The sequence below is a fragment of the Streptomyces misionensis genome, from assembly GCF_900104815.1.
Lineage (GTDB): Bacteria > Actinomycetota > Actinomycetes > Streptomycetales > Streptomycetaceae > Streptomyces > Streptomyces misionensis.
In genome coordinates this window covers 1853839-1873619 of the sequence record NZ_FNTD01000004.1, presented here as the reverse complement: position 1 = coordinate 1873619, position 19781 = coordinate 1853839, and the positions used below count along the sequence as shown (strand labels likewise).

Here is a 19781-nt window from a genome sequence, read left to right as displayed (position 1 = left end):
GGCTCCGCGGCACCCGCTCGCGCCGGCCGGGCGAGCGGTGATCCGGGACCCTGCCGCCTCAGCCGCCCCGGCCGCGCGCGGATGGCGCCGGGCGCGCCGCCCGGGACGGCACTCGGCGACCGAAGCCGCGAGGGGGCGACCGGCGCCGTACGGACGAACCGGCCGCCGCGAGCGGGGCCGCCCGGCACGCCGGTGGCGGACGGCCGGGGCGGCGGTGCGCTCAGGCCGCCGCCGCGCCGCCGTCCTCCTGCTCGGCCTCGATCCGGGCGTTCCACTCGCGCTTGGAGGCCTGCCAGCCGTCCTCGTTGTGGCCGAGCCGCCAGTAGCCGGAGATCGACAGGTCCTGGCGCGGGATCTGCCGCTCCACCCGCAGCATCCGGCGCAGCTCCTTCACGAAGCCGGCCTCGCCGTGCACGAACGCGTGCACCCGGCCCTCGGGGAACTCCAGTTCCCGCACGGCCTCCAGCAGGGCCGCGCCGACCGGGCGGTCCCCGCGGTGCAGCCAGACGATCCCGGCCGGGGAGTCTATCTTCTGCTCCTCCTCGGGCCCGGACACCTCCACGAAGGCGTGTGCCAGGGTCCCGGGCGGCAGGGCCTCCAGCGCACGGGCGATCGCGGGCAGCGCGCTCTCGTCACCGGCGAGCAGATGCCAGTCGGCGTCCGTGTCGGGCGCGTAGGCGCCGCCGGGGCCCATGAAGCGCAGGGTGTCGCCGGGGCGTGCCCGCAGCGCCCAGGGGCCGGCCAGGCCCTCGTCGCCGTGGATCACGAAGTCCAGGGTCAGCTCGCGGTGTCCCGCGTCCCAGCCGCGCACGGTGTAGGTCCGGGTCACCGGCCACTGCTCGCGCGGGAACTCGGCGCGGATCCGCTCCAGGTCGAAGGGCTCCGGGTAGACCACCCCGGCCGGGCCGAACAGCAGCTTCACATAGTGGTCGGTGCAGGTGTCCGCCGCGAACCCGGCAAGACCCTCGCCGCCCAGCACCACGCGCTGCATGTGCGGGGTGAGCCGCTCGGTGCGTACCACCCGGGCGGTGTGGACCTTGCGCGGCTTTCGTTCCGGACGCTCTGCCATCACGGCCTCCTGCGGATTGGTTAGGTATACCTAAGCTAACATTTCCTCCCTCGGCCCGGATCTTCCTTCGTTGTTCAACGTCCGCCCTTTGCTGGAATATTGCCGACCCGCGGGCCCCGGCTCACCCGCCCAGCGTGTCCAGCAGCCGTTGCAGCGAGCCGCCCAGACCCCACCGGGCCGCCAGCTCCTCCAGGCCCGCCGGATCGCGCGGGGCGCGCGGCAGCGCGGTGTCGACCTCGGGCAGCGGCACGTCACCGGCCACCCGCACCACCTTCGGCGCCACCGCGACGTACGGCCGGGCCTCGGTGAGCCGCCGCCGCTGCGACGGTGTGAGCCGGGCCCTGGGGTCGTCCACCGCGGCCATGATCCCGGCCAGGTCGCCGAACTCGGCGAGCAGCTTGGCGGCCGTCTTCTCGCCGATCCCGGCCACGCCCGGCAGGCCGTCGCTCGGGTCGCCGCGCAGCAGCGCCAGATCCGCGTACCCCCGTCCGTCCACCCCGTACTTCTCGCGCAGCACCGATTCGTCGGTGATCTGGAGGGTGCCCACGCCCTTGATCGGGTACAGCACGCGCACCCCGCGGGCGTCGTCCACCAGCTGGTAGAGGTCGCGGTCGCCGGTGACGATGTCGACCGGGCCGGCGGCGCGCCCGGTGAACGTGCCGATCACGTCGTCCGCCTCGTAGTCCGGGACGCCGACCCGGGCGATGCCGATGGCGTCCAGCACGGACTCGATGACGGGCACCTGCGGGGCGAGGGTGTCCGGGACCTCCTCCGCGTCCGGCGCGCCGGTGTGCTCCTCGGCGACCCGGTGCGCCTTGTAGGTGGGGATCAGCTCGACCCGCCACTTCGGCCGCCAGTCGGCGTCCATGCAGGCCACCAGGTGTTCCGGCCGGTGGTCCCGGATCAGTCGGTCGATGAAGTCCAGCAGTCCGCGCACCGCGTTCACCGGGGTGCCGTCCGGCGCCTTCACGGAGTCGGGGACGCCGAAGTAGGCGCGGAAGTAGAGCGAGGCGGTGTCGAGCAGCATCAGTCGTCCGGTCACGCTCGCATCATGCCGCACGCCACCGACAGTCACCTTCGCTCACCTTTCGTCCTGGAACGCGTTGCGTGATGCGCAATGCGGTGAGCCCGGCCACTTGTGAGTTTGCCTCCGCTTGACCTGGGAAGCAGCGCCGCCATGGAGCGGAGTGGTTGCTCATTTCAACTGTCGGCTGGTTTTCGACGGTCGGAGGGCCCGGCGCTCCCCTGTCCCTGTTCCCGAGACAAGAGGTACGCGTGCAAGCCAGGCTTGAGGCGGAACACCTGTTCAAGGTGTTCGGCAGACGACCGGACGACGCAGTGGAGCGCCTGCGGAAGGGCGCCGACCGGGAGGAGCTGCGCGCCGACGGCACCACGGCCGCCGTGATCGACGCCTCCTTCCGTGTCGAGGCGGGTGAGATCTTCGTCGTCATGGGCCTGTCGGGCTCCGGCAAGTCCACCCTGCTGCGGATGCTCAACGGTCTGCTGGAGCCGACCGCGGGAAGCGTGCGCTTCGACGGCGAGGAACTGACCGCGCTGAGCGACCGCGGACTGCGCGAGCTGCGCTCCAGGAAGATCAGCATGGTCTTCCAGCACTTCGCGCTGTTCCCGCACCGCAGCGTCCGCGACAACGCCGCCTACGGCCTGGAAGTGCAGGGCGTGCCCCGCGCCGAGCGCGAGCGCCGCGCCGACGAGGCGCTCGCCCTGTGCGGCCTGGCCGGCTGGGAGAAGTCCTGGCCCGACGAGCTGTCCGGCGGCATGCAGCAGCGCGTCGGCCTCGCCCGCGCCCTCGCCACCGATGCCGACCTGCTGCTCATGGACGAGTCGTTCAGCGCCCTGGACCCGCTGATCCGCCGCGACATGCAGGACCAGCTGCTCCAGCTCCAGAAGACCCTGAAGAAGACCATCGTCTTCATCACCCACGACCTCAACGAGGCCATGCGCCTGGGCGACCGCATCGCCGTCATGCGCGACGGCCGGATCGTGCAGACCGGCACTGCCGAGGACATCCTGCTGCGCCCGGCCAACGACTACGTGGCCTCCTTCATCCAGGACGTCGACCGCTCCCGGGTGCTCACCGCGGCGGCCGTGATGGACACTGAGCTGCGCGGCGACGAGGCCGACTGCGACTGCGAGACGGCGACGCCCGAGACGCCGTTCACCGAGCTGTGCGCGATCAGCGCCCGCGTGGGCCACCCGGTCGCCGTGCTCGACGCCGGCCGCTCCCTCGTCGGGGTCGTGCCCCGGCAGCGCCTGGTGGGCTTCCTCGGCGACGAACAGGGTGAACCGGCCGCCTGCGGCGGCCACGGCAAGGACGGGAAGAAGGTGACCGCCCATGCCTAGGCTCCCCCTCGGCGACTGGGTCGACTCCGGTGTGAACTGGCTGGTCGACCACCTCTCCTGGCTCTTCGACGCCGTCAAGGCCGTCATGGAGGGCATGTACAACGGCATCGACGCGGTGCTCGCCGCCCCCGCGCCGCTGCTGATGGCAGGCATCCTCGCCGTCATCGCCTGGTGGCTGCGCGGCCTGAGCGCCGGCGTCCTCGCGTTCGCCGGCTTCGCCCTGGTGGACTCGCTCCAGCTGTGGGACCAGGCGATGTCCACGCTCGCCCTGGTCCTCGTGGCCACCGTGATCGCCCTGGTGATCTCGATCCCGCTGGGCATCTGGGCGGCCCGCTCCAAGGCGGTCGGCGCCGCCGTACGGCCCGTGCTGGACCTGCTCCAGACCATGCCGTCGATGGTCCTGCTGATCCCGGCCATGCTCTTCTTCGGGCTGGGCACCGCGGCCGGCGTCGTCGCCACCCTGATCTTCGCGCTCGCCCCCGGCGTCCGCATGACCGAACTCGGCATCCGCCAGGTCGACGCCGAACTGGTCGAGGCCGCCGAGGCGTTCGGCACCACCCCGCGCAACATCCTGTGGCGCGTCCAGCTGCCGCTCGCCCTGCCGACCATCATGGCCGGCGTCAACCAGGTGATCATGCTGGGCCTGTCCATGGTCGTCATCGCCGGCATGGTCGGCACCGGCGGCCTCGGCGGCGCCGTCAACGAGGCCATCGGTCAGCTCGACATCGGCTACGGCTTCGAGGCGGGCGTCGGCATCGTCGTCCTCGCCATCTACCTGGACCGCATCACCGGCGCCCTCGGCACCCAGCTCTCCCCGCTGGGCCGCCGGGCCGCCGCCAAGGCGCCCCGCCGCGCCTGGTCCTACCGCCCGCATCCGGCCGTCGCGGTCGCCGGTGTCGTCGTCCTCGCGCTCGTGGCCGGCGGGCTCGGCGTCTTCGGCTCCACCGCCGGCAGCTCCGAGGCCTCCGGCACCGACATCGGCAAGGGCAAGGAGATCAAGATCGGCTACATCCCCTGGGACGAGGGGATCGCCTCCACCTTCCTGTGGAAGGAGATCCTCCAGGAGCGCGGCTTCAAGGTGACCACCACGCAGTACGCGGCCGGCCCCCTCTACACCGGGCTCGCCACCGGGCAGATCGACTTCGAGACCGACTCCTGGCTGCCCACCACCCACGCCGAGTACTGGAAGAAGTACGGCAAGCAGCTGGACGACCTCGGCAGCTGGTACGGGCCCACGTCCCTGGAGCTGACCGTCCCGTCCTACGTGAAGGACGTCAACTCCCTCGCGGACCTCAAGGCGCACGCCTCCGAGTTCGGCGGGAAGATCGTCGGCATCGAGCCGAGCGCCGGTGAGATGAGCCTGCTCAAGAGCAAGGTCCTCAAGGAGTACGGCCTCGACGGCACCTACCAGGTGATCGACGGCTCCACCCCGGCCATGCTCGCCGAACTCAAGCGCGCCTACGCCAAGAAGGAACCGGTCCTGGTCACCCTGTGGTCCCCGCACTGGGCCTACAGCGGCTACGACCTGAAGAAGCTCAAGGACCCGAAGGGCGCCTGGGGCAAGGGTGACGGGGTGCACGCCCTGTCCCGCAAGGGATTCGCCGACGACAACCCGCAGGTCGAGCGCTGGCTGAAGGACTTCTCCATGACCGAGAAGCAGCTCACCGGCCTGGAGGCGCGGATCCAGCAGGCCGGCAAGGGCAAGGAGCAGGACGCCGTCCGCGCCTGGCTGCGCGAGAACCCCGGCCTGGTCGACAAGTGGGCGCCGGTCACCGGCGACCACGCCCAGAGCCGGGCGGCCGGGTGACCTGACCGCACCGGACCGCCACCCGAGGGGCGGACGGCACCGTACGACGACGGGAGTACGGAGCCGTCCGCCCCTCGCGGTGCTTTCCGTAGGGGAAAGCACCCGTTTCCCCTACGGCAAGAATCCGGCCAATCACCCAGCGTGATGACTCTGGCTGCTGGACATGTTCATCCCCAGGGAGGAAGCATCGGGGGACCCCCGCCCAGCCCCCGACACTGGCGTGAACCGGGAGGGTAAGGGGTCCATGGCGAGCAGGGGATGTGACACGCGCATGAAACCGTTTGCCGAACATGCGTAGGGTGCAGTGAAGCCATCGGGAGCCCCGCAGCGGGCACCCGGTACCCGAGGCAGGACGAACGGACGACGAGCGAGGGAGGGAGCCGGAGCGATGGGCGACCACAAAGAGCAGCAGCCCGTACGGGTGGGCGCGGCGGTCCGGCGGCGGCGCCGTGCGCTGGAGCTGACCCTCGCGGTCGTGGCCGAGCGCACCGGCCTGTCCGTGCCCTTCCTCAGCCAGGTGGAGAACGACCGGGCCCGCCCCAGCCGCACCTCCCTGGAGAAACTGGCCGACGCCCTGCGCACCACGGCCGTCGAACTCCTCGCCGCGGCGGACCCCGCGGCCACCGTGGACGTGGTGCGCGCCGAGCCCGTCGCCGAGGACGACTTCGCGCCCCGCACCCGGTCCCTGGTCCGCGGCCACCACCAGCTGCACGCCTCCGAGTTCCTCGGCGACCACGACGCCGGCCGCGAGTTCCAGCACCGCAACGACGAGCTGATGTACATCGTCGAGGGCGCGGTCGAGATCGAGGCCGAGGGCCGCGCCTACCGCCTCGGCCGCGGGGACACGCTGTACCTCACCGGCGGCGTCAGACACCGCTGGCGGGCGACCGTGCCGGACACCCGGGTCGTCGTGGTGGCGGTGGCCGAACACATCGAGGCCGTGCAGGACCGGTCCCGGTGAAGCGCGTCGTCTCCCTCGTCCCGTCCCTCACCGAGGCCGTCGCCGAGACGCTGCCCGGCGTGCTCGTCGGGGCCACCGACTGGTGCAGCCATCCGGCGGACCTGGACGTCGTACGGATCGGCGGGACCAAGAACCCCAAGGTCGAGCGGATCGTCGAGCTGGCACCCGACCTGGTCGTGGCCAACGAGGAGGAGAACCGCGTCCCCGACCTCGACGCGCTGCGCGCGGCGGGTCTCGACGTGCTGGTCACCGAGGTGCGCACGGTCCCGGACGCGTTCACGGAGCTGGCCCGGGTCCTGGAAGCCTGCGGTGCCCCCGAGCGCCCCGGCTGGCTGCGCGAGGCCGAGGCGGAGTGGACCGCGCTGCCCGAGCCCGCGGAGCGCAGGACCGCCGTCGTACCGGTGTGGCGCCGCCCCTGGATGGTGGTCGGCCGGGACACCTTCGCGGGCGACGTACTGGCCCGCCTCGGCGTGCACCACCTGTACGCGGGGCACGCCGAGCGCTACCCCCGCGTCCCCCTGGACGAGCTGCGGGCCGCCGCCCCGGACGTGGTGGTGCTCCCCGACGAGCCCTACCGCTTCACCGCGGACGACGGCCCGGAGGCCTTTCCCGGTCTGGCCTGCGCCCTGGTCAGCGGGCGGCACCTGACGTGGTACGGGCCGTCCCTGGCGCGGGCGCCGCGGGTGCTGGCCGAGGCCCTGCGAGCAGCTCGCCGCTGAGCAGTCCGCGCACGGTGCCGGTGCCCGCCGCCAGCCACGCCACGACCAGCAGCACGTACAGCGCGACGGACAGCGCCTGGTAGCCGGTCAGGCCGGTGTGCCGGGCGAGGGCCGCCGCGCCGGTGACACAGGTGCCCACCGGGAAGGTGCAGGCCCACCAGGTCATCGCGAAGCCCATGCCCCGGCGCCGGGCCCGCACCAGGTGCGCGACGGCCAGCGCCAGCCACATCAGCGCGAAGCCCGTCACGGGCACTCCGTACAGCACGGAGAACACGTCGAGGCCGCGCGCGTACGAGGCCGGTACGACACCCGGCGCGGCGTTCGCGATCGAGCCGACGGCGGTGGTGGACTGCCCGAGCGGGCCGAGGACCAGGAACAGGGTCGGCGTGAGCGCGAGCGGCAGCGGGCCGGCGGTGATCAGCCGGGAGAGGATCAGCGGCAGCGTCACCAGGGTGGCGAACAGGCTCAGCCCGAACATCGCGAGACAGGCCAGCAGCAGGGTCGCGCGGGGCTGGCCGGGCGGCAGGTGCGGGACGAGCTGCGGGCCGAGCGCCGCCGACACCATCGGCGCGACCAGCGGCAGCAGCCACACCGGGGAGGCCTGGGAGGGCTCGATGCGGTGCCGCACGGACATCAGGTACGGCACCGCCACGGCCGCCCACAGGCCGACCGCCGTACCGGCGGTGTACAGCACGGTGTCCAGGGCGACGGCGGTGCCGGTGCCGAGCCAGTCGCGCCCGGCGGTCGGCGCGCCGCCGCCCACCGCGAGCATGGCCATGGACAGACAGCCGTAGAACGGGGCCATGGCGGGGTCGAGGAGATGGGCGCGGGCCTGGTCGCGGTGGTGGACCCAGTGCAGCGTGCGGGCCACCAGCAGGGTCACCAGCATCAGCAGGGACAGCGCCCAGACGGCCGCGAGGACCGTGTGCAGGCCGGCCGGCAGCGCCACCGGCAGCGCGGTGCCGGCCGTGCCGACGGCGGCGGTGCCCATGACGGAGGCGTACCAGTTGGGGCCGAGGTGGCGGACCCGGACGGCGCGGGGCGCGCGGGTGGCGGGAAGGGGCGGGGCTGCGGTGACCATGACATTCACCGTGCCGCCGGGATTCTCCCCTGACCAGGGAGTTTGCTTCTATGGGGACATAAACTGGTCTTATGAGCAAGGCGGAGGGACAGGACGGACGGCAGGAGGGCACCGGGTCGTTGGCGCACCGGGTGCCCGATCTGGCGGCGCTGGAACTGCTGCTGGCGGTGGCGCGGCTGGGCAGTCTCGGCGCGGCGGCCCGGGAGGTCGGCGTCACCCAGCCGGCCGCGAGCAGCCGGATCCGGTCGATGGAGCGGCAGCTGGGGGTGGCCCTGGTGGACCGCTCGCCCCGGGGGTCGCGGCTCACGGACGCCGGGGTGCTGGTGACGGACTGGGCGCGGCGGGTGGTGGAGGCGGCGGCCGCGTTCGACGCGGGCGCGCGGGCGCTGCGGGACCGGCGGGACTCGCGGCTGCGGGTGGCGGCGAGCATGACCATCGCCGAGTACCTGCTGCCGGGCTGGCTGCTCGCGCTGCACGCCGAGCGGCCCGACACGGCGGTGTCGCTGCTGGCCGGCAACTCGGCGCGGGTGGCGGAACTGCTGCTGGGCGGGGAGGCGGACCTCGGCTTCGTGGAGGGGCTGTCCGTGCCCGCGGGACTGGACGCGGCGGTGATCGGGCACGACCGGCTGATCGTCGTGACGGCACCGGGGCACCCGTGGGCCCGTCGGCGGCGGCCGCTGGCGGCCGAGGAACTGGCGGCGACCCCGCTGATCCTGCGTGAGCGGGGATCGGGCACACGGCAGGTGCTGGACGCCGCGCTCGGGGGGCTCGCCCGTCCGCTCATCGAGCTGTCCTCGACCACGGCGGTGAAGGCGTCGGCGGTGAGCGGGGCGGGACCGTCGGTGCTGAGCGAACTGGCGGTGCGGGAGGAACTGGCGCTGCGACGGCTGGTGGCCATCCCGGTGGACGGCGTCTCCCTCTCCCGCGACCTGCGCGCCGTCTGGCCCACGGGCCACCGCCCCGCGGGCCCGGCGAGGGACCTGCTGTCCCTGACGCGCGCCTGAGCACGGAGAGCGCGGCGATTCCCTGAGGGGCGCGGCGCGCTCTGGCCACGAGGAGCCGGCACGTGCGGCGGCGCGTCGGTCTGCTGACGGTGACGACGTCATGCAGCCGACGGCGAGAGCGGTTCCCTGAGGGGCGCGGCGCGCTCGGCCATGACAAGCCGGCACGGTGCGGCGGCGCGTCGGCCCGCTGGCGGCCACGGCCCCACGCAGCCGACGTCAACGGCGGTTCCCTGAGGGGCGCGGGGAACTTGGGAACTGCGCGCCCGGCCGCGACGAGCCCGCACGTGCGACGGCACGTCGCCCGGTCGGCGGTGACGGCACCGTGCAACCGGCGGGCAGGGCGGTTCTGTTTGGGGGCGCGGGGAACCGCGCGCCCGGCCGCGACGGACCCGCACCGTCACGCCGTCTCAGGCCGCCGCGGCCCCCCGCTCAGCCCGCGGCAGCGCCCCGCGGCCGTGACCAACGCCCGCATCACCCGCACGTCCTCGCCCATCTCCGGATGCCATTGCACGCCCAGGGCCCAGCCCCGGTCCGCCGGCAGTTCGAGCGCTTCCACCGTGCCGTCCGCCGCGTGGGCCGAGGGCACGAGGTCCCGGCCGAGGCGGGAGACGCACTGGTGGTGGTAGGTGGGGACGGTCGCCGGGGCCGGGACGATCTCGGCGTAGCGCGTGCCCGGTACGGGCGTGACCGTGTGGCTGCCGAAGACGCCCACCGCCTCCACGTGCCCCTCCAGGTGCTGCACCAGCGTCCCGCCGAGCGCCACGTTCAGAAGCTGCATGCCCCGGCAGATCCCCAGCAGCGGTGTGCCGGAGGCCAGCGCGGCGTCGATCAGGGCGAGTTCCCAGGCGTCCCGGGCCGTGGCCGGCGGGCCCGTACGGGGATCGCGGGCGGCGCCGTAGCGGGAAGGGTCCACGTCCGGGCCGCCCGCGACGACCAGCCCGTCCAGCCGGGCCACCGCCGCCGCGGCCAGCTCGGGGGAGTCCGGCGGCAGCATGCACGCCAGGCCCCCGGCCCGCTGCACCAGCCGCGGATACCCGGCCGGCAGCAGCGCCGCCTCCAGCTCCCAGACCCCCCACCGGGTCCCGGTCTCCAGATACGTGCTCACACCGATCAACGGAGCAGAAAGGTTCACAGCCGTACCTTTGCAGAAGCGGGTCAGGTCAGGAAACCCCGCAGCAGCGCCGCCGTGCCCGCGCAGTGCTCCCGCATCATCTCCCGCGCCCCGTCCGCGTCCCCGTCCAGCACCGCCTCCACCAGCGCGGTGTGCTGCCGCTGGGAGTGCTCCAGATTGCGCACCAGCAGCGGGATGCAGTCCAGCAGCTCGTTGACCGTGGCCCGCACCGCCGCGTACTGCGCGGTCAGCGAGGGGGACCCGCACAGCTCGGCCAGGGTCAGGTGGAGCAGGGTGTCCCGGCGCCGGTAGTCGGCCAGCGGCGCGTCGTGCGTGCCCGCCAGCGCCTCCCGCAGCCGTGCCGCCCGCTCGTCCGTCAGCCCGTGCGCCGCGCACAGCCCGGCCGCCCCCACCTCCAGCACCTCGCGGAAGCGCAGCACGTCCTCGACGTCCACCGCGGCGATCCGCCGCCGCAGCTCGTCCTCGCCGCCCGCGTCCGCGCGCGGCCGCACGAACGTTCCGCCGTACCGGCCGCGCCGCGCCTCGACCAGCCCCTGGTCCTGGAGCACCTTCAGCACCTCGCGCAGCGTCACCCGGCTGATCCCGAGGCGCTCCGCCAGCTCCCGCTCGGCCGGCAGCCGCCCGCCGCCCGGCACCAGGCCGAGCCGGACCACCTGGAGGATCTGCTCCAGCGCCTCCTCGAAGCCGTTGCCCGCCCGCACCGGCCGCAGCACCGCGGCGAGCCGGTCGCCCGCCCCCTGCCGCTCCGTCTCCGGCGACATCCGCCCGCGCCCCCTTCCCAAGCAATGGTTCCGGGCAATACCTTATGGCTCCCCGGCCCGGCCGAAGAAGCGCGTAGGCGCCGAAGGAGGTTCTCCGTGGCAGACCGCACCGCCCCGCTCTCCGTCGAGGAGCTGCACGCCCTGGTGGCGAGCGGTGAGATCGACACCGTCGTCCTGGCCTTCCCCGACATGCAAGGGCGCCTGCAGGGCAAGCGGTTCGCCGCCCGCTTCTTCCTGGACGAGGTCCTGGAGCACGGCTCCGAGGGCTGCAACTACCTCCTCGCCGTCGACACCGAGATGAACACCGTCGACGGCTACGCCATGTCGTCCTGGGAGCGCGGCTACGGCGACTTCGCCATGCGCCCCGACCCCGCCACCCTGCGCCGCATCCCCTGGCACCCCGGCACCGCCCTGCTCGTCGCCGACCTCGCCTGGCACGACGGCACCCCGGTCGCCGCCGCCCCGCGCCAGATCCTGCGCCGCCAGCTCGACCGGCTCGCCGCCCTCGGCTACACCGCGCAGGTCGGCACCGAGCTGGAGTTCCTCGTCTTCAAGGACAGCTACGAGGAGGCGTGGAACGCCGGTTACCGGGGTCTTACGCCCGCCAACCAGTACAACGTCGACTACTCCATCCTCGGCACCGGCCGCGTCGAACCCCTGCTGCGCCGGCTGCGCAACGACATGGCGGGCGCGGGCCTCACCGTCGAGTCGGCCAAGGGCGAGTGCAACCCCGGCCAGCACGAGATCGCCTTCCGCTACGACGAGGCCCTCACCACCTGCGACCAGCACGCGCTGTACAAGACCGGCGCCAAGGAGATCGCGGCCCAGGAGGGCGTCTCGATCACCTTCATGGCCAAGTACAACGAGCGCGAGGGCAACTCCTGCCACATCCACCTCTCGCTCACCGACGCCGACGGCACCAACGCCCTGGCCGGGCCCGAGGGGATGTCCGAGCTGATGCGGCACTTCCTCGCCGGACAGCTGGCCGCGCTGCGCGACTTCTCCCTGCTCTACGCCCCCAACATCAACTCCTACAAACGGTTCCAGCCGGGCTCCTTCGCCCCCACCGCGGTCGCCTGGGGCCACGACAACCGCACCTGCGCCCTGCGCGTGGTCGGCCACGGCCGCTCCCTGCGCTTCGAGAACCGCCTGCCCGGCGGCGACGTCAACCCCTATCTCGCGGTCGCCGGACTGGTCGCCGCGGGGCTGTACGGCGTGGAGCACAAGCTCGAACTCCCCGAGCCCTGCCCCGGCAACGCCTACGCCGCGGACTTCGACCACGTCCCGGCCACCCTGCGCGAGGCCGCCGAACGCTGGGAGCGCAGCGCCATCGCCGAGGCCGCCTTCGGCGAGGAGGTCGTGGCCCACTACCGCAACATGGCCCGCGTCGAACTGGAGGCCTTCGACGCCGCGGTCACCGACTGGGAGCTGCGCCGCTCCTTCGAACGCCTGTGAGCCAGCTGGTGAAAGGTCGAGCCGTGTCCGACGCAGACGAGTTGCAGATCCTCAACCCCGCCACCGAGGAGGTCGTCGCCACCGTTTTGGCCGCGAGCGAGCAGGACGTGGCCGCCGCCGTCGCACGGGCCGTCCGCGCCCAGACCGGCTGGGCCGCGCTCGCCCCCGCCGACCGGGCCCGGCTGCTGCGCCGCTTCGCCGACACCGTCGACGCGCACACCGAGGAACTGGCCCGCCTGGAGGTCCGCGAGGCCGGCCACACCCTCGGCAACGCCCGCTGGGAGGCCGGCAACGCCCGCGACCTGCTGCACTACGCGGCCGGCGGCGCCGAACGCCTGCTCGGCAAGCAGATCCCGGTACCCGGCGGCTGGGACGTCACCTTCCAGGAGCCCCTGGGCGTGGTCGGCGTGATCGCCCCCTGGAACTTCCCCATGCCGATCGCCGCCTGGGGGTCCTTCCCGGCGCTCGCCGCGGGCAACGCCGTCGTCCTCAAGCCCGCCGAGACCACCCCGCTCACCGCCCTGCGGCTGGCCGCACTCGCCCTGGAGGCGGGGCTGCCCGAGCACCTCTTCCAGGTGCTGCCGGGCCACGGGCACATCGCCGGACGCGCCCTGGTGGACCACCCGGACGTGGCCAAGATCGTCTTCACCGGGTCCACCCGCACCGGCCGCGAGGTCATGGAGCGCTGCGCGCGGCTCGTCAAGCCGGTCACCCTGGAACTCGGCGGCAAGAGCCCCAACGTCGTCTTCGCCGACGCCGACCTGAAGACCGCCCTCGACCCGTTCTCCTTCCTGGACAACGCCGGGCAGGACTGCTGCGCCCGCACCCGGATCCTCGTCCAGGAGACGGTGCTCGACGAGGCCCGCGCGTTCCTCGCCGACGCGCTCGCCGCCGTCGTCGTCGGCGACCCGGCCGACGAGAAGACCCAGATGGGCCCGCTGATCTCCGCCGCGCAGCGCGACCGCGTACGGTCGTACGTCCCCGACGGCGCCCCCGCCCTGCGCGGCGGGGCCCCCGACGGACCCGGCTTCTGGTTCCCGCCGACCGTCCTGACGGGGGAGCGGCACGACAGCCCGGCCGCCCACGAGGAGATCTTCGGACCCGTCGCCGTGCTGCTCCCGTTCACCGACGAACAGGACGCCGTCCGCCTCGCCAACGACACCCCCTACGGGCTGTCCGGTTCCGTGTGGACGCGCGACCTCGGCCGCGCGCTGCGCGTCTCGCAGGCCGTGCGCGCGGGCAACCTGTCCGTCAACTCCCATTCCAGCGTCCGCTACTGGACCCCGTTCGGCGGCTACCGGCAGTCCGGCGTCGGCCGCGAACTCGGCCCCGACGCCCTGACCGCCTTCACCGAGACCAAGAACGTCTTCATCAGCACGGAGGGCCCCGCACAGTGACCGACAACAGTGTCTGCCGCCGACTGGTCGGCCGTACCGCCGTCGTGACCGGAGCCGGCAGCGGCATCGGCCTCGCCACCGCCCGCCGGCTCGCCGCCGAGGGCGCCCACGTCGTCTGCGCGGACGTGGACGAACCCCGGGGCAAGGCCGTCGCCGAGGAGGTCGGCGGGCTCTTCGTCAGGACCGACGTCACCGACCCCGAGCAGGTCGAGGCGCTGTTCGAGACCGCCTACGAGACCTACGGCAGCGTCGACGTGGCCTTCAACAACGCGGGCATCTCGCCGCCCGACGACGACTCCATCCTGGAGACCGGCCTGGAGGCCTGGAAGCGCGTCCAGGAGGTCAACCTCACCTCCGTCTACCTGTGCTGCAAGGCCGCCATCCCGTACATGCGCCGCCAGGGCAAGGGCTCCATCATCAACACCGCGTCCTTCGTGGCCCGGATGGGCGCGGCCACCTCCCAGATCTCCTACACCGCCTCCAAGGGCGGCGTGCTCGCCATGTCCCGCGAACTGGGCGTGCAGTTCGCGCGGGAGGGCATCCGGGTCAACGCCCTGTGCCCCGGGCCCGTCAACACCCCGCTGCTGCGGGAGCTGTTCGCCAAGGACCCGGAGCGGGCCGCCCGCCGGCTCGTGCACATCCCGGTGGGCCGGTTCGCCGAGGCCGAGGAGATCGCCGCCGCAGTCGCCTTCCTGGCCAGCGACGACTCCTCCTTCGTCAACGCCACCGACTTCCTGGTGGACGGCGGGATCGCGGGCGCCTACGTCACGCCCCTGTAGGCCCGGCGCTCACAGGAACGCGCGCCCCTCGCCCCGGTAGGTCGGCACGGTCGCCGTCACCTCGTCGCCCGTCACCAGGTGCAGCGCCTCGAACCGCTCGCACAGCTCGCCCGCCTTGGCGTGCCGGAACCACACCCGGTCGCCGATCAGCAGATCGTCGGCGGGCGAGCCGAGCAGCGGCGTCTGCACCTCGCCGGCCCCCTCCTGCGGGTCGTACCTCAGGCCCTGCGGCAGATACGGCACCGGCAGCCGGTCGGCCCCCGGGGCGCCCGAGGCCGGATAGCCGCCGCCGAGCACGGTGACGGCGCCCACGCCCGGCCGCCGTACCACCGGCAGCGCGAACAGCGCCGCCGGACGGCCGGTGAAGGAACGGTAGTTGTCGAACAGGCGCGGCACGTACAGCCCGGACCCGGCCGCTATCTCGGTGACGGCGGCCTCGGCGGCGGTGTGCTGCACACTGCCGGTGCCGCCGCCGTTGACGAACTCCAGACCGGGCACGACGGCCCGCACCGCCCGTACCGCCGCGGCCCGCCGCTCGGCCAGCTCCCGCCGGGCCGCGCTCTGCATCAGCCGGACCGCCCGCGACCGCAGCGGCCGGCCGGCGACCGAGTCGCCGACCCCCGCTATGTGCCCCTCGTACGCCATCAGTCCGACGAGCCGGAAACCGGGCCGCTCGGCCACCGCCCGCGCCACGGCGGCCAGTTGAGCGGGCGAGTGCAGCGGGGAACGCCGCGCGCCCACCCGCACCCGACCGCCCAGCAGCTTCAGCGACGTGTCCAACTCCAGGCAGATCCTGACCACTTCGCCGCCACCATTGCGGGCGGCGTCGATGAGATCGAGCTGCGCGGGGTCGTCCACCATCACCGTGACGGCACCCGCGAGTTCGGGATCGGCGGCCAACTCCGCGAAACCGGCACGGTCGGCGGACGGGTAGGCCAGCAGGATGTCGTCGAACCCCGAACGGGCCAGCCACAGCGACTCGGCCAGCGTGAACGACATGATGCCCTGGAAGCCGTCCCTGGCCAGGACGCGCTCCAGCAGGGCCCGGCAGCGCACGGACTTGCTGGCGACGCGGACCGGCTTGCCGCCGGAGCGGCGGACCAGGTCGGCCGCGTTGGCGTCGAAGGCCTCCAGGTCCACGATCGCGAACGGGGCGTCGAGATGGGCGGTGGCCCGGTCGTACCGGGCCCGGTCGGCGGCACGCGCAGTCATGCCGGAAGCCTGCCAGACGCGATTACCGCAGGGTAGGGGGACGTTCCGGGCAAGTACCCCGGCCTCGCGCACTGGTTCCGCCTCCGCCCCCGGCAACCCGTAGAGTGACGCGCACGTACGACGGACCCGCCCGGCCGCGTCCGGCCGCCGGCCCGGTCGTACCGGCATGCCTGCCCGGGAGTTCCGGGCACGGCCGAGGCAGCGCGACGGCCCGCGTACGAGGAGACGGCCCGGGCACGAGGAAACGGGGGGCGCATGAGCACGGACGCACGCCGCGCCTCCGTACCGCCGCGCCCCGCGTCCCCGCCCGGCCGCGCGGGCAACGGCATCGCGGGCGCCGGACGGGTCGTCCTGCGCGGCGCCGGGGCGGCACCGGGGGAGGACCCCGACGAGGAGCCGTCCGTCTTCGCACCGCGCGGCGGCCGGCCGACGGCGCCGGACAGCGGCCCGGTACCCGAAGCCGCCGGGCCTACCAGCCCCCCGCCGCCCCCGGCCTCGGCCCGCTTCCCCGACGCCCCGCCCCGCGCGGGCCGCGCCGCACACCCCGCCGCCGTACCGGCCGGTCCGGCGGGGCCAGAGCGTGCCGGTACGCCGGGCCCGGACCGCACGGCCCAGGAAGGCGCCCGGCCGCCCCGGCGCCCGGACGCGCCCGAGGAGCCCCCCACCGAGACGACGGCCCGCCTGCGCCCCGTCCCGCCGGCACCCGCCGCGCAGCGCTCCGGCTCCGGCCCGGCCGACGCCGGTTCCGCCCCCGGCCACCCGCCGAAACGTCCCGGTTCCGCGCCCGGCCGCCCCGGGCCCGCCACCCCGCCGGCCTCCGCACCGGCCCAGGACGCCGCCGCGCCCCGGCCCGGCAGGCACCCGCACTCCACCCGCCCCGCCACCACCTGGCACCCGCACTCCGCCCGCCGGGACGCCCGGCCCGTCGTGACGTTCGGCGAGCCCGAGGTGTTCCGGGAGCGGGCCCGCGCGCGGACCGCGGTGGCCGGGGTCTGTCTCGTGCTCGGTCTCGGGCTCATCGGCGGTGCGGTGACCGGGAGTTGGCTGGCCCGGGACGGCGGCGACGGGCCGCACGGGTTCGCCGCCGCCGCGTCCGTCTGGCACAGCGTGCCCGTCGACCGGCTGTTCCCGCCCGTCGTGAGGGGACCCGGCGCCGGGCCCGGCGGAGCCGACCGCACCTGGACGCGGATCGCCGTGGCCCCGGACAGCGGCTGCGCCGACGCCTTCGACCCGCTGCTGCGCCAGGTCCTCGCGCCCGTCGGCTGCGGACGCCTGCTGCGGGCCACCTACACCGACGCCACCCAGAGCCATGTCACCACCGTGGGGCTGCTGTTCACCACGGCCGACCCCGCCGCGATGTCCGCGCTCGCCACCCGGTTCCGCACCGAGCACCTGACCGAGCGCCCCGATCTGGTGCCCCGCGCGTACGGCCCGAAGGGCACCTTGGCCGCCGGGTTCGGCGACGCCCAGCGCGCGTCCTGGACCGTCTCGGTGCGCACCGACGCCCCCGTCGTCGTGTACGCCGTCTCCGGCTGGGCCGACGGCCGCACCGTGGACACCCCGCAGCCCGCCGCCGACGCCGTGCGGTCCGGCGCCACCACCCCGCAGGCCCAGTCCGGCCTCGGCAACGAGGCGAAGGGCCTCGCCGGGCAGATCGAACGGCTGCTGCGGCAGACCGTCGGCACCTCCGCCACGAAGAGATCCTCATGAAGCGTGCCTCCGGGGCCGCGGTGAGCGCCCTGCTCGCCGGCGCCCTCACCCTGCTGCCGTCCGCCGCCGCCCACGCCGACGGCATCCGCGCCCAGCAGTGGGGCCTGACCGCCCTCCACCTCGACCAGGCATGGCGGACCACCAAGGGGCGGGGCGTCACCGTCGCCGTCCTGGACACCGGCGTCCAGGCCGACCACCCCGACCTCGTCGGCAACGTGCTGCCCGCCCACGACATGATCGGCTTCGGCGCCCGGCCCGGCGACCGCACCTGGGGCCGGCACGGCACCGCCATGGCCGGCATCATCGCCGGGCACGGCCACGGGCCCGGCCGCGCCGACGGCGTCATGGGCGTCGCCCCCGAGGCGAGGATCCTGCCCGTGCGGGTGATCCTGGAGGACGGCGACCCCGCCCGCGCCAAGGCCCGCACCACCCGCGGCGGCGCCCTCGCCGAGGGCATCCGCTGGGCCGCCGACCACGGCGCCGACGTCATCAACCTCTCCCTCGGCGACGACTCCGCCTCCGCCCATCCCGAACCCGGCGAGGACGAGGCCGTGCAGTACGCGCTGAAGCAGGGCGTGGTCGTCGTCGCCTCCGCGGGCAACGGCGGCGACAAGGGCGACCACGTCTCCTACCCGGCCGCCTACCCCGGCGTGATCGCCGCCACCGCCGTCGACCGCTACGGCACCCGGGCCGCCTTCTCCACCCGCCGCTGGTACGCCGCGGTCAGCGCGCCCGGCGTCGACGTCGTCATCGCCGACCCCGACCACAAGTACTACGCGGGCTGGGGCACCTCGGCCGCCTCCGCCTACGTCTCCGGCGTGGCCGCCCTGATCAAGTCCGCCCACCCCGGCCTGAGCCCGGCCCAGATCAAGACGGTCCTGGAGGACACCGCCGAGGACCCGCCGGCCGGCGGCCGTGACGACTCCCGCGGCTTCGGCACGATCGACCCGGTGGCGGCCCTGCGCGCGGCCGACCGGCTCGAACCCGAGCAGCTGCGCCCGGCGGCGTACGGGCAGAAGTACTTCGGTCCGGGACCGGCCGCCCCCAAGGCCACCGGCTCCACCACCGACTGGGCGGCCCCCCTCGCGGGCAGCGTCGGCGGGGTGCTGCTGGTCGTGGGCGTGATCCTGTGGCGGGGCCGCGGACGGTCCTGCTGAGGCGGGGCCCGGCCCGCGGCTCCGGCGGGACGGGTGCCCCGATAGGGTCGGTGACCGTGGCGAACAAGAACATCCCCGACTCCGGCTACTCCGACGACGACGGCTCCGCCGACCCCCGGCTCGGTGCCGCGCTCGCCGCGTGGGCGCAGGACCGCACCGCCGTCGGCCCGGTCCTGGAGGCGCTGAAGGGCGCCCGGCTGCTGGTGCCCGTGGTGGCGGTGCTCGGTGAGGTGGAGGAGGACGAGAAGGGGCTGCGTCGCGAGAAGACCAGCGACATGGCCGTGCCCACCCTGAAGGCCGGGAACCGGACCGCGCTGCCCGCCTTCACCTCCACGGACTCCCTCGCCCGCTGGGACCCGGCGGCCCGCCCGGTCGCCGTCCCCCTGCACCAGGCGCTCCAGGCCGCCGCGCACGAGAAGGCCGACACGGTCGTGCTGGACCTGGCCGGACCGGTGCCGTTCGAGCTGACCGGGCCCGCGCTGCTCGCCCTCGCCGAGGGCCGCACCAGCACCGATCCGCTCGCCGACCCGGCCGTCGTCGAGGCCGTGCGCGCGGCGGTGGCGGCGGAGCCCGGCGTGCTGCGCGCCCACCTCGGTCCCGGGCAGGCCGACGGCGTCCTCGCCCTCGTCCTCGACGCGTCCGCGCCGCCCGCGGAGACCGCCCGCTCTCTCGCCGGCCGGCTCGCGGCCGACGAGACACTGAGGGCCCGCCTGGTGCGCGGCCTCGACCTGGCACTGCTGCCGGCCGGGTCGACGCCTCCGGGCGAGCCCCTGTACGTGAAGGAAAAGGAATAGGTCAGCGGTAGACCGGGCCGGTGTACTTCTCGCCCGGTCCCTGCCCCGGCTCGTCCGGGACGATCGACGCCTCGCGGAAGGCCAGCTGGAGCGACTTCAGACCGTCGCGCAGCGGCGCCGCGTGGAAGGAGCTGATCTCGGTGGCGCCGCCGTCCAGCAGGCCGGCGAGCGCGGTGATCAGCTTGCGGGCCTCGTCCAGGTCCTTGTACTTGTCGCCCTCCTCGCTGAGCCCGAGCTTCACGGCGGCGGCGCTCATCAGGTTGACGGCGACCGTCACGATCACCTCGACGGCGGGGACCTCGGCGATGTCCCGCGTCATCGCGTCGAAGTCGGGGTTCTCAGGAGGGGTCTCACTCATGCCCACACCCTAAGGCGGATGACG

The 19781-nt window shown here is 74.3% G+C and carries 18 protein-coding genes; 11 read left to right on the top strand and 7 right to left on the bottom strand.

The annotated features are described in order from the left end of the window. Positions 1-220: 220 nt before the first annotated feature. Together BLW85_RS10040 and BLW85_RS10035 are read right to left on the bottom strand one after the other, a co-directional pair. Positions 221-1069 carry a siderophore-interacting protein gene (locus BLW85_RS10040; protein ID WP_107409095.1) on the bottom strand — a complete coding sequence of 283 codons (849 nt, stop codon included), beginning with the start codon at positions 1067-1069 and terminating at the stop codon, positions 221-223. A gap of 121 nt (positions 1070-1190) precedes the next feature. After that, positions 1191-2111: a 5'-3' exonuclease gene (locus BLW85_RS10035; RefSeq protein ID WP_070030228.1), complete on the bottom strand. Its 921-nt coding sequence runs from the start codon at positions 2109-2111 to the stop codon at positions 1191-1193. A 233-nt stretch (positions 2112-2344) separates the two neighbouring features. Between BLW85_RS10035 and BLW85_RS10030 the strand changes: the two genes are divergently transcribed. The 4 genes from BLW85_RS10030 (at position 2345) to BLW85_RS10015 (ending at position 6917) form a co-directional block, all read left to right on the top strand. Beyond that, on the top strand, positions 2345-3430 hold the full coding sequence (locus BLW85_RS10030; protein WP_070030227.1) for a quaternary amine ABC transporter ATP-binding protein: 1086 nt from the start codon (positions 2345-2347) through the stop codon (positions 3428-3430). Beyond that, positions 3423-5237, top strand: a complete 1815-nt coding sequence (locus BLW85_RS10025) for an ABC transporter permease/substrate binding protein (protein WP_074991867.1) — start codon at positions 3423-3425, stop codon at positions 5235-5237. Before BLW85_RS10030 ends, BLW85_RS10025 begins: the two co-directional genes overlap by 8 nt. 388 nt (positions 5238-5625) lie before the next feature. Then, on the top strand, positions 5626-6198 hold the full coding sequence (locus BLW85_RS10020) for a helix-turn-helix domain-containing protein (protein WP_070030225.1): 573 nt from the start codon (positions 5626-5628) through the stop codon (positions 6196-6198). After that, complete coding sequence (locus BLW85_RS10015) at positions 6195-6917, top strand: helical backbone metal receptor (protein WP_070030224.1); 723 nt, start codon at positions 6195-6197, stop codon at positions 6915-6917. The genes BLW85_RS10020 and BLW85_RS10015 overlap by 4 nt, the downstream gene beginning before the upstream one ends. On the opposite strand, the gene BLW85_RS10010 is transcribed toward BLW85_RS10015, so the two are convergent. Further along, a complete protein-coding gene (locus tag BLW85_RS10010; protein ID WP_074991866.1) occupies positions 6829-7998 on the bottom strand; it encodes a TDT family transporter in 1170 nt (389 codons plus the stop codon). The two genes, BLW85_RS10015 and BLW85_RS10010, sit on opposite strands and share 89 nt — an antisense overlap. Before the next feature lie 71 nt (positions 7999-8069). Here BLW85_RS10010 and BLW85_RS10005 point away from each other — a divergent pair, with 71 nt between their 5' ends. Continuing rightward, a complete protein-coding gene (locus BLW85_RS10005) occupies positions 8070-9002 on the top strand; it encodes a LysR family transcriptional regulator (RefSeq protein ID WP_070030220.1) in 933 nt (310 codons plus the stop codon). Between the two features lie 397 nt (positions 9003-9399). Here BLW85_RS10005 and BLW85_RS10000 read toward each other — a convergent pair whose 3' ends face one another. After that, positions 9400-10116, bottom strand: a complete 717-nt coding sequence (locus BLW85_RS10000; protein ID WP_208624960.1) for a gamma-glutamyl-gamma-aminobutyrate hydrolase family protein — start codon at positions 10114-10116, stop codon at positions 9400-9402. Between the two features lie 41 nt (positions 10117-10157). Further along, positions 10158-10895: a FadR/GntR family transcriptional regulator gene (locus BLW85_RS09995; protein ID WP_074991864.1), complete on the bottom strand. Its 738-nt coding sequence runs from the start codon at positions 10893-10895 to the stop codon at positions 10158-10160. Between the two features lie 96 nt (positions 10896-10991). Between BLW85_RS09995 and BLW85_RS09990 the strand changes: the two genes are divergently transcribed. The 3 genes from BLW85_RS09990 to BLW85_RS09980 are packed head-to-tail and all read left to right on the top strand — an operon-like array spanning position 10992 to position 14526. Beyond that, the gene (locus tag BLW85_RS09990) at positions 10992-12350 is read left to right on the top strand and encodes a glutamine synthetase family protein (RefSeq protein WP_074991863.1); all 1359 of its coding nucleotides are present in this window, start codon (positions 10992-10994) and stop codon (positions 12348-12350) included. Between the two features lie 23 nt (positions 12351-12373). Then, positions 12374-13747, top strand: coding sequence for an aldehyde dehydrogenase family protein (locus BLW85_RS09985; RefSeq protein WP_074991862.1), 1374 nt, complete (start codon positions 12374-12376; stop codon positions 13745-13747). After that, positions 13744-14526, top strand: a complete 783-nt coding sequence (locus tag BLW85_RS09980; RefSeq protein ID WP_074991861.1) for a 3-oxoacyl-ACP reductase — start codon at positions 13744-13746, stop codon at positions 14524-14526. The genes BLW85_RS09985 and BLW85_RS09980 overlap by 4 nt, the downstream gene beginning before the upstream one ends. Before the next feature lie 9 nt (positions 14527-14535). On the opposite strand, the gene BLW85_RS09975 is transcribed toward BLW85_RS09980, so the two are convergent. Next, entirely contained in the window at positions 14536-15738 is a 1203-nt protein-coding gene (locus tag BLW85_RS09975) for an amino acid deaminase/aldolase (RefSeq protein WP_074991860.1), read from the bottom strand. Positions 15739-15993: 255 nt separating this feature from the next. On the opposite strand from BLW85_RS09975, the gene BLW85_RS39345 reads away from it, so the two are divergent. The 3 genes from BLW85_RS39345 to BLW85_RS09960 are packed head-to-tail and all read left to right on the top strand — an operon-like array spanning position 15994 to position 19399. Then, positions 15994-17448 carry a hypothetical protein gene (locus tag BLW85_RS39345; RefSeq protein ID WP_167381396.1) on the top strand — a complete coding sequence of 485 codons (1455 nt, stop codon included), beginning with the start codon at positions 15994-15996 and terminating at the stop codon, positions 17446-17448. Next, complete coding sequence (mycP, locus tag BLW85_RS09965; protein ID WP_074991859.1) at positions 17445-18605, top strand: type VII secretion-associated serine protease mycosin; 1161 nt, start codon at positions 17445-17447, stop codon at positions 18603-18605. The genes BLW85_RS39345 and mycP overlap by 4 nt, the downstream gene beginning before the upstream one ends. A 56-nt stretch (positions 18606-18661) precedes the next feature. Next, on the top strand, positions 18662-19399 hold the full coding sequence (locus BLW85_RS09960; RefSeq protein ID WP_070030281.1) for an SseB family protein: 738 nt from the start codon (positions 18662-18664) through the stop codon (positions 19397-19399). A 1-nt stretch (position 19400) separates the two neighbouring features. Here the strand turns inward: BLW85_RS09960 and BLW85_RS09955 are convergent, their stop codons facing one another. Continuing rightward, positions 19401-19757: a DUF1844 domain-containing protein gene (locus BLW85_RS09955; protein WP_070030204.1), complete on the bottom strand. Its 357-nt coding sequence runs from the start codon at positions 19755-19757 to the stop codon at positions 19401-19403. Positions 19758-19781: the final 24 nt, after the last annotated feature.

Coding starts and splice junctions, on each gene's coding strand:
- BLW85_RS10025 (WP_074991867.1), top strand. CDS start 3,423: ATGCCTAGGCTCCCCCTCGGCGACTGGGTCGACTCCGGTGTGAACTGG.
- BLW85_RS10005 (WP_070030220.1), top strand. CDS start 8,070: ATGAGCAAGGCGGAGGGACAGGACGGACGGCAGGAGGGCACCGGGTCG.
- BLW85_RS09995 (WP_074991864.1), bottom strand. CDS start 10,895: ATGTCGCCGGAGACGGAGCGGCAGGGGGCGGGCGACCGGCTCGCCGCG.
- BLW85_RS10040 (WP_107409095.1), bottom strand. CDS start 1,069: ATGGCAGAGCGTCCGGAACGAAAGCCGCGCAAGGTCCACACCGCCCGG.
- BLW85_RS10010 (WP_074991866.1), bottom strand. CDS start 7,998: ATGGTCACCGCAGCCCCGCCCCTTCCCGCCACCCGCGCGCCCCGCGCC.
- BLW85_RS39345 (WP_167381396.1), top strand. CDS start 15,994: ATGAGCACGGACGCACGCCGCGCCTCCGTACCGCCGCGCCCCGCGTCC.
- BLW85_RS09975 (WP_074991860.1), bottom strand. CDS start 15,738: ATGACTGCGCGTGCCGCCGACCGGGCCCGGTACGACCGGGCCACCGCC.
- mycP (WP_074991859.1), top strand. CDS start 17,445: ATGAAGCGTGCCTCCGGGGCCGCGGTGAGCGCCCTGCTCGCCGGCGCC.
- BLW85_RS09955 (WP_070030204.1), bottom strand. CDS start 19,757: ATGAGTGAGACCCCTCCTGAGAACCCCGACTTCGACGCGATGACGCGG.
- BLW85_RS10020 (WP_070030225.1), top strand. CDS start 5,626: ATGGGCGACCACAAAGAGCAGCAGCCCGTACGGGTGGGCGCGGCGGTC.